This is a genomic window from Arcobacter ellisii, from assembly GCF_003544915.1.
GTDB lineage: Bacteria > Campylobacterota > Campylobacteria > Campylobacterales > Arcobacteraceae > Aliarcobacter > Aliarcobacter ellisii.
On sequence record NZ_CP032097.1, the window covers coordinates 1,146,103 to 1,162,534 of the forward strand.

16 protein-coding genes are annotated in these 16,432 nt (G+C 25.4%); 4 read left to right on the top strand and 12 right to left on the bottom strand.

Annotated elements, in window-relative coordinates; genetic code table 11:
- Positions 1-114: 114 nt before the first annotated feature.
- The 7 genes from AELL_RS05890 to AELL_RS05920 all read right to left on the bottom strand — a co-directional run bounded on the left by AELL_RS05890 (position 115) and on the right by AELL_RS05920 (position 9,416).
- The gene (locus AELL_RS05890; protein WP_118917056.1) at positions 115-1,206 is read right to left on the bottom strand and encodes an ABC transporter permease; all 1,092 of its coding nucleotides are present in this window, start codon (positions 1,204-1,206) and stop codon (positions 115-117) included.
- Positions 1,207-2,295, bottom strand: coding sequence for an ABC transporter permease (locus AELL_RS05895; RefSeq protein WP_118917057.1), 1,089 nt, complete (start codon positions 2,293-2,295; stop codon positions 1,207-1,209).
- Positions 2,292-3,989: an ATP-binding cassette domain-containing protein gene (locus tag AELL_RS05900; RefSeq protein WP_118917058.1), complete on the bottom strand. Its 1,698-nt coding sequence runs from the start codon at positions 3,987-3,989 to the stop codon at positions 2,292-2,294. Before AELL_RS05900 ends, AELL_RS05895 begins: the two co-directional genes overlap by 4 nt.
- Entirely contained in the window at positions 3,976-4,974 is a 999-nt protein-coding gene (locus AELL_RS05905; protein ID WP_118917059.1) for an HlyD family secretion protein, read from the bottom strand. The genes AELL_RS05900 and AELL_RS05905 overlap by 14 nt, the downstream gene beginning before the upstream one ends.
- A gap of 206 nt (positions 4,975-5,180) precedes the next feature.
- The gene (locus AELL_RS05910) at positions 5,181-5,399 is read right to left on the bottom strand and encodes a hypothetical protein (protein WP_118917060.1); all 219 of its coding nucleotides are present in this window, start codon (positions 5,397-5,399) and stop codon (positions 5,181-5,183) included.
- On the bottom strand, positions 5,389-7,557 hold the full coding sequence (locus AELL_RS05915) for a type I secretion system permease/ATPase (protein ID WP_118917061.1): 2,169 nt from the start codon (positions 7,555-7,557) through the stop codon (positions 5,389-5,391). Before AELL_RS05915 ends, AELL_RS05910 begins: the two co-directional genes overlap by 11 nt.
- A 14-nt stretch (positions 7,558-7,571) precedes the next feature.
- Positions 7,572-9,416 (bottom strand): TolC family outer membrane protein, encoded by a 1,845-nt coding sequence (locus tag AELL_RS05920; protein ID WP_118917062.1) that lies wholly within the window; start codon positions 9,414-9,416, stop codon positions 7,572-7,574.
- 26 nt (positions 9,417-9,442) lie between these two features.
- On the opposite strand from AELL_RS05920, the gene AELL_RS05925 reads away from it, so the two are divergent.
- Both AELL_RS05925 and AELL_RS05930 read left to right on the top strand, forming a co-directional pair.
- Positions 9,443-10,402, top strand: coding sequence for an HlyD family type I secretion periplasmic adaptor subunit (locus AELL_RS05925; RefSeq protein ID WP_118917063.1), 960 nt, complete (start codon positions 9,443-9,445; stop codon positions 10,400-10,402).
- A gap of 4 nt (positions 10,403-10,406) precedes the next feature.
- Positions 10,407-11,000: a response regulator transcription factor gene (locus tag AELL_RS05930; protein ID WP_118917064.1), complete on the top strand. Its 594-nt coding sequence runs from the start codon at positions 10,407-10,409 to the stop codon at positions 10,998-11,000.
- Between the two features lie 17 nt (positions 11,001-11,017).
- On the opposite strand, the gene AELL_RS05935 is transcribed toward AELL_RS05930, so the two are convergent.
- From AELL_RS05935 to AELL_RS05955, 5 genes are all read right to left on the bottom strand, one after another.
- The gene (locus AELL_RS05935) at positions 11,018-11,398 is read right to left on the bottom strand and encodes a heat shock protein transcriptional repressor HspR (RefSeq protein ID WP_118917065.1); all 381 of its coding nucleotides are present in this window, start codon (positions 11,396-11,398) and stop codon (positions 11,018-11,020) included.
- Positions 11,399-11,412: 14 nt separating this feature from the next.
- Positions 11,413-12,282 carry a DnaJ C-terminal domain-containing protein gene (locus AELL_RS05940; protein WP_118917066.1) on the bottom strand — a complete coding sequence of 290 codons (870 nt, stop codon included), beginning with the start codon at positions 12,280-12,282 and terminating at the stop codon, positions 11,413-11,415.
- Positions 12,283-12,358: 76 nt separating this feature from the next.
- Positions 12,359-13,852, bottom strand: a complete 1,494-nt coding sequence (locus tag AELL_RS05945) for a PAS domain-containing sensor histidine kinase (protein WP_118917067.1) — start codon at positions 13,850-13,852, stop codon at positions 12,359-12,361.
- Positions 13,849-14,466 (bottom strand): chemotaxis protein CheX, encoded by a 618-nt coding sequence (locus AELL_RS05950; protein WP_118917068.1) that lies wholly within the window; start codon positions 14,464-14,466, stop codon positions 13,849-13,851. The genes AELL_RS05945 and AELL_RS05950 overlap by 4 nt, the downstream gene beginning before the upstream one ends.
- Positions 14,456-14,836 (bottom strand): response regulator, encoded by a 381-nt coding sequence (locus tag AELL_RS05955; RefSeq protein ID WP_118917069.1) that lies wholly within the window; start codon positions 14,834-14,836, stop codon positions 14,456-14,458. Before AELL_RS05955 ends, AELL_RS05950 begins: the two co-directional genes overlap by 11 nt.
- Positions 14,837-14,950: 114 nt before the next feature.
- Here AELL_RS05955 and AELL_RS05960 point away from each other — a divergent pair, with 114 nt between their 5' ends.
- Positions 14,951-15,265, top strand: coding sequence for a hypothetical protein (locus AELL_RS05960; RefSeq protein WP_118917070.1), 315 nt, complete (start codon positions 14,951-14,953; stop codon positions 15,263-15,265).
- The gene (locus AELL_RS05965) at positions 15,262-16,422 is read left to right on the top strand and encodes an FAD-dependent oxidoreductase (RefSeq protein ID WP_118917071.1); all 1,161 of its coding nucleotides are present in this window, start codon (positions 15,262-15,264) and stop codon (positions 16,420-16,422) included. Before AELL_RS05960 ends, AELL_RS05965 begins: the two co-directional genes overlap by 4 nt.
- Positions 16,423-16,432: the final 10 nt, after the last annotated feature.

Sequence of the window (16,432 nt, forward strand, 5' to 3'; positions counted from 1 at the left end):
TATTTTACCTTTTTTTCTAAAAATTTTATTGATTTTAATCAATAAATTATTTTTAACTTATTATTTGAAACTTTATATCACAATTTATAACATTTTAGAGTTAAATAGAAGCTCTTAAGACCTTTTATTTTTAAAAAATTGTATTGTTCCATATAAAGAGATTACTCCAAATAAAAACATTGGAGTTAAATTATTTAAAGCAATATCAAAACTAATATCTTTTAAAAATACTCCTTTTATTAGTTCTAAATAGTATTTTAATGGTATTAAATCTGTAAAAGGTTGAAGCCAAGAAGGCATATTTGAAATTGGTGTTGCAAAACCTGAGAGTAAAAAAGAGGGAAGCATCACGACAAAACTTCCTAAAATTGCTTGTTGTTGTGTGTTTGAAATTGAAGAGATAAATAATCCAATTCCTGACATAGAAAATAAAAATACAATTACACTTAAATATAAAAGCCAAATTGAGCCATTTAATGGAACACCAAAAAGAAAAATTGCAATAAAAAGTATAAAACTAGACTCAACAATACTAATAATAAGTGCAGGTAAAAGTTTTCCTAAAAGAATTTCAAAAGAGTTTAAAGGAGATACTAAAATTTGTTCAAAAGTTCCTAACTCTTTTTCTCTTGCTATTGATAAAGCAGTTAAAAGCATAGCGACAACCATAGAAATAGAACCAAATAATGAAGGAACTATCCACCAAAAGTTATCTAAATTTGGATTGTAAAAGTTCCTTGAGATAATATTTATTTTTGAAATATTTTCATCTTTTTTAAAGCTATTTAAAATTATTTGATTTATATAACCTTCAACTATTTGTGAAGTATTTGAGCGTCTTCCATCAAGAATTAGTTGTATATTTGAGCTTCCATTTTGTAAATCTTTTGCAAAATCACTTGGGATTACTAAAAATCCTATAGCATCTTGAATATCAATTTTTTCTTTTCCTTCTTCATAACTTTTTACAAAATTTAATGATTTTATATATGATGAGCCTTGAAAATTTCTTATTAATTCTTGACTTTTTTGACTTCCATCTTGATTTAATAAAACTAAATCTATATTTTTTACTTCCAAAGTTGCTGCAAAAGAAAAAATAACCACTTGAACAAGTGGTGGAAGAATAACAACCATTAGACTTTTTTTATCATTTTTTATGGCTAGAATCTCTTTTTTTATCAAAGCCAACAATCTTTGTAACATTTATAAACCTTTTTTTGACTTTTTTAGAACTAATAAAAAGAAAAAAGCACCTATTAAAATCATAGAAATAATATTTGAAATAAATATCTCATATATATTTCCTGCTAAAAATATAGTTTGTAAAGACTCTACAAAATATCTAGCTGGAACAATTAAAGTTAGAGTTTGAAGCCATGTTGGCATATTTCCTATTTCAAATAAAAATCCTGATAATAAAAATGCTGGTAAAAAACCTGCAATAATAGATATTTGAGCTGCAACAAATTGATTTTTGGCAAGTGTAGAAATAAGTAAACCAATACTTAAAGATGAAAATAGATAAATCGCACTTAGTATTAATAGTATCCAAAAACTTCCTATAAATGGTATTTGATACCAAAAATATGCAACTACAAAACATAAAAGCATAGAGAACATTCCAAGGATAAAATAGGGGATTAATTTACCAACAATAATTTCACTCATAGTTGCAGGTGTTGCCATAAGTGCTTCCATAGTTCCTCTTTCCCATTCTCTAGCAATTACAAGAGCAGTAAGAAGTGTTCCTATCAAAGTCATAATAACGGCAATAGAACCAGGAAGTAAAAAATATCTACTTGATAGTGGCGTATTAAACCAATATCTTGTTAGAAGTTGAATATTCTCTTTATTTGCTATATTATTGTTTTTTGCCCAAAGTTTAATAACTCCATTTACATAGTTTTGAATTAATCCTGCACTATTTGGCTCACTTCCATCAGTTATTACTTGTATATCAAAATTGTTATTCTTCCCAAAATCATTATTTAAACTAAGAATTGCTTTTATTTTTCCTTCTTGCATTTTTTCTATATAAAGATTTTTATTTTTATCTAAATCAACTTCAAAATATCTAGAACTAATAAAAGAAGAGATTAACTTTTGAGATAATTCACTATTACTTTTTGAAATAATTGCTATTGGAATTTTTCTAGCATCTAAAGAAACGGCATAACCCATTAGAAAAAGTAAAAGTAGGGGTAAAATAAAAGCAATTAAAATTGAACTTGGATCTCTAAATATTTGTAAACTCTCTTTTTTGAATAGGGCTTTTAATCTTTTTAAATTCATTTTTCTTCTTTATCATATTGTTTAATTAAAGAGATAAATGTTTCTTGCATAGATACTTGTGAACCAACTAAGTTTTTTAGTTCATCAGGAGTTCCATTTGCAATAGCTTTTCCTTTATAAATAAGCATAATTTTATCGCAATATTCTGCTTCATCCATAAAATGGGTTGTTACCATAATTGAAACACCTTTTTTTACCAAACTATTTATATGTGTCCAAAACTCTTTTCTTGTAATTGGGTCAACTCCTGAAGTTGGTTCATCTAAAAATAGAACTTTTGGTTCATGCATCACTGAACATGCAAGAGAAAGTCTTTGTTTTATTCCAAGTGGTAAAGAGTCTGTATTTGTTTGTAAATAGTTTTTAAAATCAAAAATTTCTATCATCTCTTCTATTTTTTCTTTTCTTTTTTTACCTTTTAAACCATAAATTCCAGAAAAAAATTCAAGATTATCTTTTATATTTAGATTTCCATATAAGGAAAATTTTTGTGCCATATAACCAATAGAGTTTCTAATAGTTGATTTTGAGTTATATAAATCTTCTCCTAAAACTTTTGCAGTTCCAAAAGTAGGGGTTAATAATCCGCAAAGCATTTTAAAAGTTGTTGATTTTCCTGCACCATTTGGTCCTAAAAATCCAAAAATTTCACCTTGTCCTATTTCAAAATCTATATTATCAGTTGCTATAAAATCTCCAAATTTTTTTGTTAAATTTTTTGCTTCGATAAGTTTTTTATCTGATGGTTCAACATTTTTCATATTTCTTACAAGTTTTGAGTGAGCTTGAGTTTTTTCATTTAAAATATCAACAAAGGCATCTTCAAAAATTGGATTTATTGGTTCGATTTTTATATCTTTTCCTAAAGAATAATAAATATCTTTTTTTAATAATTTATTTTTTTGTAAATTTATTCTAATTTTTGAACCAACTAATACGGCATCTAAAATCTCATCTTGTTCCAAAATAGTAGTAAGTGCTTCTCTTTTTTTGTAAAACTCTCCACTTACTAAAAAGACTCTATTTTTCATTTTTTCTCGTAAAACTTGTGGAGTTCCTTGATATAGACAAGTTCCTTCATTTAATAAAATCACTTCATCACAAATATCAGCTTCATCTAAATAAGAAGTACTCCAAACAACAGCAATATCTTCTTTTAAAAGTTCTTGAACCATTTGCCAAAGTTCAATTCTAGAAATAGGGTCAACACCAACTCCTGGTTCATCTAGTAGAAGAAGTTTTGGTTTTTTTATTAAGGCACAAGCAAGTCCAAGTTTTTGTTTCATTCCACCAGATAAATTTCCAGCAAGCCTATCTTTGAATTTTTTCAATGAAGTAAAATCTAAAAGTTCTTCTATTCTTAAAAAAAGATTTTCAACTCCTTGTAAATTTCCATAGAGTTCCAAATTTTCATAAACACTTAAATCTTCATATAAACCAAATTTCTGTGGCATGTAACCAATTTGTTTTAAAAATTCACTTGAAGTATTTGGCATTTGATAACCTAAAACATTAAGTTTTCCAAAACTTGGAGTTAAAAGACCTGTAAGCATTCTAATAAGTGTAGTTTTCCCTGCACCATCTGGTCCAACAAGTCCAGTTATTTTTCCACTTTTTATAGAAAAACTGATTTTTTTTATAGCATTTGTATTTTGAAAATTTTTTTCTAAATCTATTGCGTTAATTACTTGCATTATTTTTTGCTATTTGTAAAGTTACTGGCATCCCTTGTCTTAGTTTATCATCACTATTTTTAATAATAACTCTAAAACTATAAACTAAATCAGCTCTTAACTCTTGAGTTTCAATATTTTTAGGAGTAAATTCAGCAATAGGTGAAATAAATCCAATATAACCTTCATAAGGCTCATTTCTTGAATCACTAAAAACTTGCATTTCAAGTCCAGGTTTTATATCCCCTAAATTTTTTTCATCTATATAAGCTCGTACCCAAAATTCATCATTTTTTGCAATTTCTAAAATAGCTTCACCAGCAGTTGCAATAGAACCAATTTCTTTATATCTTGTAAGAATGACACCATTAACAGGTGAAGTTATAACAGAATCTTTTATATCTATCTCTAATTTTTCTTTTTGAGCTTTTAACGCTTTTATTTTTTCTTCTTGGATTTTTATATCTTCATTTCTATAACCGTTTTTCATTAGTTCATAAGCAGCTTTTGCTTTATTTAAAGAAGCAAGTGCAAGATTATAGTTTAATTCAGAAATAGTATAACTCTCTTGGGATGTAGATTTTGTTTTATATAGATTTTTTTGTCTAATGAAATTATCATTTGCTTTATTTAGATTCGCAAGTGCTTCATCAACAGAAGCTTTTGCTTCTAAAATCTCTTCATATCTATAACCTGATTTTAATTTTGATAATTCAATATTTGAAGCATTTATATTTATTTCAACTTCTTCAAGTGATTTTTTTAAGCTTGAGTTATCTAATTGAACTAAAATTTCATCTTTTTTTACACTTTGACCTTCATCTTTTATGATATTTTCTATTTTACCTATAAATCTAAATCCAACTTTTACAGTTCTTGTATCTATATTTCCATAGTATTTTGACTCTTTTTGTGAATTATTGAAAAAATTTTTATAATTAAAAAAAACTAGAAAAATTAGAAAAATAATAATGATGCTTGAAATAATAACAATAATCTTTTTCATCAAAAAACCTTATAAGTGTAGATTATATTTAATAATAAATAATGAATTATATTTATATTACAAACTCTATTAAATAGAACTTATTAAATAAATAATTTATTGAATAAGTAAATATGTTATTAAATAATTAAAAAATGTAGAAAAAGTGTAAGAATAGTGTAATATTGAGTTATTTTTATAAGATTACTTTAATAATTCTTATGTAATCATAGCTTTTTATTTTCATCAAAAGAGATAACTTTTCCTTCTCCTCTTACTATCTCATCTACTTCAGAAAAATAAGCCCATACAATAAATAAAAAAACAGTTATTATCCAAACCCAAAGAATAATTTTCAATTTTTTTGGACTTTTTTCCAAAATAGCTGAATTTAAACTATTCATAAATTCATAATCAGCTTCTGTATAATTGAATCTATTTTTCAATGTGTTCTCCTTGAGATAGAGCTTTAATCACAGCTTCTTTATCTCCATACAAATATATAGTATTGTTATTTAATACTATTATTTTATCAACTATTTGCAGAATTGGCATTTTTTGAGTGACAATAAGTAATGTTTTACCTTTCATAAATTTATTTAAGTTACTTAAAACATTATCTTCTGTTTGCTTATCCATAGAACTTGTTGGCTCATCAAAAAGATTAATAGGATAATCAAATAAACAAGCCCTTGAAATACCAACTGATTGTATTTGTCCACCGGATAATCCTTCACCTTTTTCACCAACTTCCATATCATAGCCTCTTGGATGTGCATTAGCAAAATTATCTACTCCTGCTATTTTTGCAGCTGTAAGCATTTTTTCATCATTAACAAATGAAGCTCTAAAGGTAATATTATCTCTTAATGTTCCATTAAATAATGATACATGTTGAGAAAGATAACTCATATTTCTTCTTATATCAGCAGGATCTAATTGAGTAATATCAATATCATCAATTAAAATTGAACCATTTGTTGGTTCGTAAAGTTTTAAAATTAGTTTTAAAATAGTACTTTTACCAGTTCCAATTTTTCCTAAAATTGCAACTCTTTCTCCTGGATTAATTACAAATGAAACATTTTTTAAAATTTCTACTTCTGTATTTGGATATTTAAAAGTAACATTTCTAAATTCAATTTTTCCTTGAAAACTTTTTTTAGAAACAAAATCACTCTCTTTTGGTCTCTCTTCTGGTTTATGCATTAAATCATTCAAAATTCTATAAGAATTTGAAGCATCTTCATAATTAGTTATTAGCCCTGCTGCTTGTCCCATTGGGGCAACTGCTCTTGATGACAAAATAACAATTGCAATTAATGCTCCCATAGTTAATTGAAAATCTTTAATTAAATAAACTCCAGCAATAACTATTGCTATTGTATTAAGTTGTATTAATAATGCCGTAAAAGATGGAATAAATGCTGATAGCATTCTTGATAAAAGACCTGTTTGAGCAATATTACCATTACTCTCTTCCCAATTCCATCTTATATTGTTATTACCACCTAAACTTTTTAATGTCTCAATATTATTTAAAACTTCAATTAATATTGCATTCTTTTTTGAAACAATTTCATTTATTTTTTTAATATTTCTTTGAATTGGAACTTTTAAAACTAATGCCATAATTAAAATTATTAAAATAACAATAATTGGAATAATAACAATTACACCACCAAGATAATATATAACAATCAAAAAAATTACAGAAAAAGGAAGGTCTATAAAAGCAACTAAAGTTGCATTTGTTAAAAAACCTCTAATTACATCAAAATTTTTTAAATTATTAGCAAAAGAACCAATTGGTTTAGGAATTTGTTCTAACTTTAAACCTAAAACTTTTTCAAAAATTATTGAGGACATAATTATGTCACTCTTTTTTGCAGCAATTTCTAAAAAATAACTTCTAATTAATTTTAAAGAAATATCTAAAAAATAAACTAATAATACTCCAAAAGCAAAAAACCATAATGTTTCTATTGCATTATTTGGAATAACTCTATCATAAACACTCATTGTAAATAATGGTGTAGCTAAAACAAAAAGATTAATTAATATTGAAGCAAAAATCACATCAATATAAATCCCTCTTGAAATTTTTAATGTACTCCAAAACCAATGTTTAACTACAAAATCAGATTGATTTTTTTTATCAGAATCTACATAGTCAAAACTTTTTTTAACTAAGATTGCAAAACCTAAATACTCTTGTTTTATAGCATCTATATCAAACCACTCTTCAACAATATCCCCTGATAATTCAGAAATAATTTTTACTTTTTTTCTATCTTCTGAAAATGAATCTACTATACAACTATTAGAATTATTCATCAATAAAATAATTGGTAACTGTAAATTTGAGATATCATCTAAATCTTTTTTAATAAATTTAGTTTTTAATCCAGCATTTGCTGCTGCTCTTGAGAAAAGTCCTTTTGAACTATTTAAGGAGAATAATTCAGGACTTTCTTTACCTTTTTCAATAGGCAAATCATGAACTAATGACTCTTTTGAATATGCCTTGTTATAAAACTTTGAATATGTTACTAATGCATCTAGAAGAGAATCTAATGTCTCTTCTTCGTTATATTCTTTCATTTAACTCCTAGTTATTATAAAAGATATTGTTCTTTTACACTTTTTACATTTTCAATATAAGGTTTGTTTATTTTTACTATATTTGGTAATTTAGCTAACTCTGCATAAGCTTGTTTTTCTGTATCAAATGCACCATAAACTACTTTGTATAACTCTTTTTTAGAATCTTTTGTAAGATATTTTATAGTATATAGATTTTCACTATTTAATTTGCTATCAGATATAAATTTATTAAAACTATCTTTTGAAGCAAATGTAGCTACATTAATCGTAAATCCATTTTCAACTTTACTAAAAGAATTAGTTTTGTCTACATTTGATGGAGCTATAACTTCATTACTTGATACTTCATTTTGTAATAACTCTTTTTCTGATGAAATTTCATTTGTTTTCACAGGTTCAATAACTTTTTTTTCTTCAACTGCACAACCAAACATATCAACTTTCATACCTAAAGAAGTGTTATCACATAAGTCCATACTATCATCAACTTTATCTTTGTCTAAATCACTTCTATCTTGTAATTCATAATCAGTTGTGTTTTGATAATCTGCAAGCACAGGTTTGTAGTATTTAACAGCATCACCTTTATATAAAGAGTTTACTAATTCTCCCATTGCATCTAAAACTCTATATTTTGCAAATACTAAATCATAATTTGCTGTGATTAATTTATTTCTAGCAGAAATATAATCATCTTGAGCTGTTAATAAATCAATCAATGTTCTAGTTCCAGCTTCAAACTCTTCTTTATATAAATCTAAAGTTGCTTTACTTTGATTTTGATAAGACTCTAAAAATACAATTTGTTTTTGAAGCATTGTATAAGCAGACCATGATAAATCTAAACCTTCAATAATTTGTCTTTTTATATCTCTTTGAGTTTCATACTCTTGTTTTATATTCATTTTACTTTTTCTAACAGCATTGATATCAGCTTGTCCATTATATAAATTTTGTCTATAAACAATTAATGCTGAATAATTTCTTTCATGCCCTTCATCTCCACCTGTGTTTCTATCATAGTTATATGCTAACTCAAAATCAACAGTTGGTGAAAATTTACTTCTACTTTGAACTAATTGAGCTTTTGCTGTTTCGATATTGTAATTTGTAACTAACATCGAAGGATTAAATTTTATTGCATGATTTAATGCTTCTTCTTTTGTTTTTGGTAAATCAAAATTTGAAGAAGGAATTGTTAACTCTTCTTTTGGAATTCTTTTACCAGTTAATTTTGCTAAATTAAACTGTGCATCCATTAAATTATTTTCTTGTGTTAAAAGATTAAATTCTGCTAATTGTAAACTTGAATCAACTTTTTTTACATCTGAAATTAATCCTGAACCACCATCAGCTAAATTTTGAGTTTTTTCTAAAATATCTCTTGTAAGAAGTACATTCTCTTTTTCTAGTTCATGTAAATCATTGAATTTTAATACATTTATATATTGTCTAATTAAATTAAATGCAACATCATTTGTTTGTTCAACATAATTATAAGCTGCAGCCATAACTCTTGCTTCTTCAAATTTAACTCTATAAGTTGTATTTAAACCATTAAATAAATTTTGAGTTAAAACTAAAGAGTTTCTATATGTGTGATAACCAACATCATTTACTCCACCTACTTGTTCTAAAGTCTTTTCATAACCAAACTTTCCAACATAATCAAGTGTAGGTTGATACTCTGATTTAGCAATTTTTAAATCATAAACTGTTTTTTCGTAATTGTTAAGTCTTTCTTGAATTAATGGGTTATTAACCAACACATCATCTAATACCTGATTTAATTCGACAGCAGATAAAGACGAAGCTAAAATAATTGATGAGAAAACTGATATACATACCTTTTTCATGACGTTCTCCTTTGTGTCTATAAAGATTGAAAGCTGAAATTGATGGAACAGAATTTATCATAGATGAAAATGCACCTGAAGAGTTTAAGCATTATGAACGATTAGAAATTAATTTATTTGAATTAAATAGAAATAGATTAAATTCAGAGATAAGTGGTTTAGAAGAACAACTTAAACAAAAAATAAATGATTTGAACTCTACAAAAAGTAGTATAAATTATTTAAGTAGTGAATACTCTTTAGTTATTCAAGAGTTAAGAATTGCTGAGCCATTAGTTGCTAAAAAATTAAAATCTCAAGCAGAATTATTAAAAATAAAAAGAGATGCTAATAATATTTCAATGCAATTAGCAGAAGCAAGAATTTCAATTCCTAAAATTGAATCATTAATTGAAGAGACAAAAAATAAAATTTCTGAATCAAAAGAAAATTTCAAAAAAACAGCTCAAGAACAGTTAAATGAATCAAGTGCAGAGTTAGAACGAATAAATGCAAATATGAATAATTTGAAAGATAAGGTTTTTAGAACAAATGTTTATTCTCCAAATGATGGGATTATTCAAAAAGTATTTTTTAATACAATAGGTGGAGTAATAAAACCAGGAGATAATTTAGTTGAACTTGTACCAACTGGTGAAAATTTATTAATTCAAACTAAAATAAAGCCATCTGATATCGCATTTATTCATTATGACCAAAAAGCTCAAGTTAAATTTACTGCTTATGATTATGCAATTTATGGAGGATTAGAAGGAAGAGTTATAAAAATTAGTCCTGATACAGAAATGGATGAAACAAAAAAAGAGAGTTTTTATAACATCAATATTCAAACTCAAAATAGTCATCTTGAAAAAGGTAATCAAAAACTACCAATTATTCCTGGAATGGTAGTAAATGTAGATATTCTAACAGGAAAGAAAACAGTATTTGATTATATTATGAAACCAATTCTCAGAGCTAAACAATACACTTTTACAGAGAGGTGAGAAAATGATTTATATTTATGGAAATGACTTAAATTTGATAGATAGATATAATAATTCACTAAGGAATTTTAATTATAAAATAATTGATAATACTCAATTCTCTTTAGTAAAAAGTGAAGATATAATGATTATTTCAAATATTAATTTTGAAAAAGAGTCAAATTTAGAAATAATTGAAAATCTAAATCAAGAAGGTGTGAGAATTATAATTTTAGATCCTGTTCCTACTTTTGAAAAAGGTAGGAGTTTCATTTCTATGGGTATAAAAGCATATGCAAATATGATGATAAATGACATACATTTAAAGGATGTAATAGATAGTGTAAAAGATGGGAATATTTGGTTATATCCTGAATTTATCAATACATTAGTATCAAATATGTCTTTGCCAAAAAAGATAAAAAATGCGGATCAAATATTAAATATTTTAACAGATAGAGAAAAAGAGGTTGCTTTACTTGTTTTAGAAAAGCTTCCTTATTCAGTAATATCAGAAAAATTAAATATTTCTATTCGTACAGTAAAGGCACATACTAAAAATATTTATGAAAAATTTAATGTCTCTAATAGATTGGCATTTATATTGAGATTTTCATAAGAAATAGCTATTTCTAGCTATTTCTTAACAATAACCATATCAAAAGTAGTTTTTTGAACTACTAAAGCTTTGGTATCAGGTACAACAGAAAGCGAATTTATACTTTTTATTTTACTTTTATAAACGTAAATATCTTTTTCTAACTCTTCAATTTTTCTATTTAATTGTAAAATAATATCAACTCCAGCTAGATTTACCCCAAGTTCTCTTGTAAGAGTTAGAACATATTTTATATGGTCAATATCTTTTTGTGAATAAAGTCTTATTTTTCCATTTGTTCTTGAAGGTTTAATTAAACCCTCTCTTTCATATTGTCTTAAAGTTTGTGGATGAATATTCAAAATTTCAGCAACAGCAGAAATCAGATAAACAGGTTCAATATAGCTATTTGTCTCCATGAAAAATCCTTTTTCTATTTTTCAGGAAGCTTTGCTTCCAACATTGTTACTAATTCTGAATCCAACTCTTCAATTTTTGGTAAAACAATGTTTGCTTTTAGATATAAATCACCTTTAGTTCCAATTTTTCTATTCAAAACCCCTAACTCTTTTACTCTAAATTTTTGGTTTTGTTTTGTATTTTGTGGAACTTTTAATGTTATATTTTTATGTATAGTTTTTATTTCAATCTTTCCACCAAATAATGCAGTTTTTAAAGGTAAATCAAAATATTTAGTTAAAGTATCACCTTCTCTTGTATATTCAGGACTTTGTGCAACATTAACTTTTAGAATTAAATCGCCTTTTTGACCTTGATATGATTTTCCTCTTCCTTTTGCTCTAATTTTTTGACCATCTTCAATTCCTTCTGGAATCTTTACATCAAAAGAGTCATTATTTAAACTAATATGTTGTTTTCCTCCAAGAATAGCAACATCAAAAGGAATAGTTATTTGTGCATTAGTATCTAAGTCAGGTTCACTAAACCCTCCAAAACCACCAAATCCACCTCTTGAGAATCCAGAACCACCAAATCCTCCTGATTGACCAAACATTTGTCTTAAAATTTCATCTAAATCTACGTTTGAGCCTTGTGATCTTGCAAAGTCTTGGAAGTTTTGTCCTCCGAACATAGAATCACCATATTGGTCATATTGTTGTTTTTTTTCTGCATTACTTAAAACTTCGTAAGCAGCATTAATCTCTTTAAATTTTTCTTCAGCACCAGGATCTTTATTTACATCTGGGTGATATTTTCTTGCTAGTTTTCTATATGCTTTTTTTATCTCTTCAGCACTAGCATTTTCACTTACTTCTAATGTTTCGTATAAACTTTTTGCCATTTTATATCCTATTCATATTTATTATAAATTAAATTTCTAAAATATAATTATATCAAAAAGGTTGAGTCAATGTCAATCAAGTATTGCTTGGAAGCGTGATTTTAAATTCTGCACCAATATACTCTTTATCTTCATATGTAAATTCTTTATTAGATACAGTAATTTTCCCTTTCATACTCATTTTTATAATTTTATGAGTCATATAAAGTCCTAAACCAGTGCCTTGGAATTTATGTTTTGTAGTAAAATATGGCTCGAATATTTTTTCAATAATATCTTTTTCTATACCACCGGCATTGTCTAAAATAGTAATTTCAACAATATCTTTAAGTTGTTTTGTCGAGATTTTTATCAATCTTAATTCATTTTGTTTTAACTTAGAACTAATTGCATCACTTGCATTGTTTAAAATATTGATTAATGCTTGACTAAACTCATTTGAAAAATTGAATAAATAGATTTCATCATCTAAATCTAAATCTATTCTAATTTTATTTTCATTTAAAATAGTTTCAATTAAAGCAATATTATTTTGTATATTTTGGGTTAAATTAAATAAAGATTTTTCTTTATCTTCTTTTAAAAAGTCTTTAAATACATCAATTGTATTTGATAGATGTTCCGTTGTATCAGAAATTAGTTTTAAAGAGTCTAATAAAATTTTATCTGTTAATAAACCAATCTCTTTTTTTAGTTTAGTGCTTGATGCTGTAATTGAAATAATATTTAAAGGTTGTCTCCATTGATGTGCAATGTTTCCAATCATTTCTCCCATTGCAGCAAGTTTTGATTGTTCAGCCAAAAGGTTCTCTTTTCTTTTAATTTCACTAATATCAACTATTGTTACAATTTTAAATATTTGAGAATTAATAACAGTATCTTTTATATTAATTAAAGCTTTAAATGAACTATCATCACTTCTTAAAATAGTTGTTTCAAGTGGTCTATCATGTATTTTTTCTAGGATTCTTTTATTGTGAATTAATTCATAAAAACTTTTATTAATTAAATCATATTTTGACGAATAGTTAAGTAATTCAATAGCAACTTTATTACAATCAACAACTCTATCATCTTTAAATAAAATTATTGCTTCCATAGTTGTATCAAATAGAAGATTTAATTCTTCATTTTTTTCTTCAACTTTTTCTTTTATCTCTTTTAATTTAAAGTTTATTTCACAAAGCATTGTAACATCATAAATATAGATAATTACAAGTTCATTTTCTATATCTAAAGGAGTTATTGTAATACTTTGTTGCATATTATCAAAAACTTTATCAGTAACTTTTCCTAATTCTATATTTACTAAATATTTACTAATTTGAGGAGTATAAAATGTAGATGAATTTAATTTTAATGCCGTAGAAATTTTTCTTGTTAATTTTTTTTCATCAATATTTGGATAAAAATCAATCAAATTCTTATTAATTATTTCATTTGCACTAATACCTGTTCTAATCTCAAGCCATTTATTCCAAAATTGAACTTCTAAATTTTTATTTATAAGGATAATTCCATTATCTACAGTATTGCAGATAATATCAAATTTACTATTATCTAATTTCAAAGTTCATCCAATATTTTATTTAGTTTCTCTTTTATATATAAAATTGAGTTATCTGTTGTAAAAATAAATAGCTCAGCTTGAATATTCAAATCTTCAAAATTTAATTGAGTAGAAATAATAATTACTTTTTCATATTTACTAATAAATAGATTATTTAATTGATTTATTGATGTCAAAGTTTTTATAGATGGTGCAGAAAAAGATACATTTGTATCTATATCTTCAGCTAATTTACTAATTGTTGAAGATGATAAAATATTTGTTATTTCTAAAACAATGTCAGCAACTTCTTCGTCATTGATTTCATCTTCATCTAAACCAAATTTATAAGCAATATTTTTTGCAGATTTTTTGTCAATAACAAACATATTTTCGCCACTGATTGTTCCATTTATTTGTTGAAGTGCAACTAAATGCTCTTCATCAAGATTTAACTCTTTTGATAAATATGATTTTAGTTCACTTGCATTTATTATTTGGATTTTTGGGATTGATAATTTTGCAAAGGCATCTAAAATTTCTGTAATTGCAGCTGTTGCACTACCATATGCAACATTCATAAGTTCTTGTAGACAATCTTTTTCATCTTCTGTTAAATTTATTTTAGATTCCATCATGTTCCAATTCATCTAATTTTTTGAAAATTTGTTGCATTTTTACTATATCAATAGGTTTTTTTATAAAATTAAATGCACCAAGGGCTAAAACTCTGTCCATTGAAAGTTTTTGAATATCTGCTGAAACAATAACCACTTTGGCATTTTTATCATATTCTTTAATTTTTTCAAGAGCTGTAAAACCATCCATAACAGGCATAGTCAAATCAAGAAAAACAATTTTGGGAGATAATTCTTTATATAAATCAAGTGCTTCTTGACCATTTTGAGCTTCAAAGATTTCTAACTCTTTATTTGTAGAATCTTTTAAAGTTTTAATAACCATTTTTCTTGCCATTTTTGAATCATCAGTAACCAATATTTTCATTAATTATTTCCTATTATCTTATTGTTGGTTATTTTATCTAAAATACAATAAGAATTACTTTTATTTAATAGGGAATATACTAAGATTAGTTTTTACAAAAAGGAAATTATTAAAATGTTTTCTAAAGATGAATGGACTCAAATTGAGTTATACAAAAATAAAAAGCTATTAGAAAAAGAGGGAGTTAAAGTTGTGGTTGTAGATACAATATTAAAACCTCTTGAAACTATTGAAACAATAACTTATAATCCTTATGAGATGGATTTATATGAAGAAGGTACAGTATTTGTTTTTTATTGTGATACTGGAAAATCAACAAAAGAGAGATTAGAATATTATAAAAAAAAGTTTCCAAAATACAAATGTATTAGTTTAAAAGGTGGAAGAGCTTATTTTAGACCAAACTACCAACTTTTGGATGATAAGTGAAAGAGTTTGATTATTTAGTAATAGGTGCTGGAATTGCTGGTTGTTCTTTAGTTCACTTTTTAAAAAATTATTCAAGTTCAATTTTATTGATTGATAAAAATGAAGATGTAGCATTTGGAGCAAGTGGTGCTGCTGGAGCATTTTTGTCTCCACTTTTAGGAAAACCAAATAAATTTAAAGATTTAGTTACAAAGTCATTAAATTTTTCAATTAATTATTATAAAGAATTTTTTAGTGATGAGTTAATAAATTGTGGAACTTGCCGAATTCCAAAAAATCAAGAAGATGAAGAAAAATTTCAAAGTTATATTCCTTTTATGGATTTTGAATATGAAAAATTTGAAGAAGGTTGTTTTTTCCCAATTGGAAGTGTTGTAAAACCCTATGAAGTTTGCAAAAAATTATCAAAAGATGTGGATAAACTTTTTAATTTTAATGTTACAAAAATAGAAAGAATTGAAGATTTTTGGCTTATAAATAACGAAATAAAAGCAAAAAATCTTTTTTTGACAACTGGAGCAAATATCTCTTTGATAGATGAAGAGTATTTTGATATAAGAGCTGTTTGGGGACAAAAAATTGATATTTTAACTTCTTCAAAAATTGATATAAATTATCATAAAGAGTGTTCTTTATCAAAAAGTAAAAAAATTGATGAAAATAGATATTTAGTTTCCATTGGAGCTACTCATAATCGATTTAATAAAGATATGAAAAATAGTAGTTATAATTTAGAATTAGCAAATATAAATAAAATTGAACATAATGAAGAAACAAAAGAGATTATTGAAGCGGATATTCAAAAATTATTAAAAAAAGCAAATGATATTAAAGAATTAAATAATATTGAAGTTATTGATGTAAAAATTGGTGCAAGAGCTTCTAGTGTTGATTATTTTCCTATGGTTGGAAAGTTAGTAGATTCTAAAAAAAGTATAGAAAAATTTCCTCATATAAAAAATGGAACACATATAAAAAATGAAAATTTAATAATGAAAGATAATCTTTTTGTTTTAAATGGTGTTGGGGGAAGAGGATTTGTTTTATCTTTATATTTAGCAAATCAATTAGTTGAAAATATATTTAATAATAAAAAGTTAGATGATGAAATTACAAATTATCGACTTTTTTCAAGATGGGCTAAAAAACAAAAGTAATGAGAGGAAA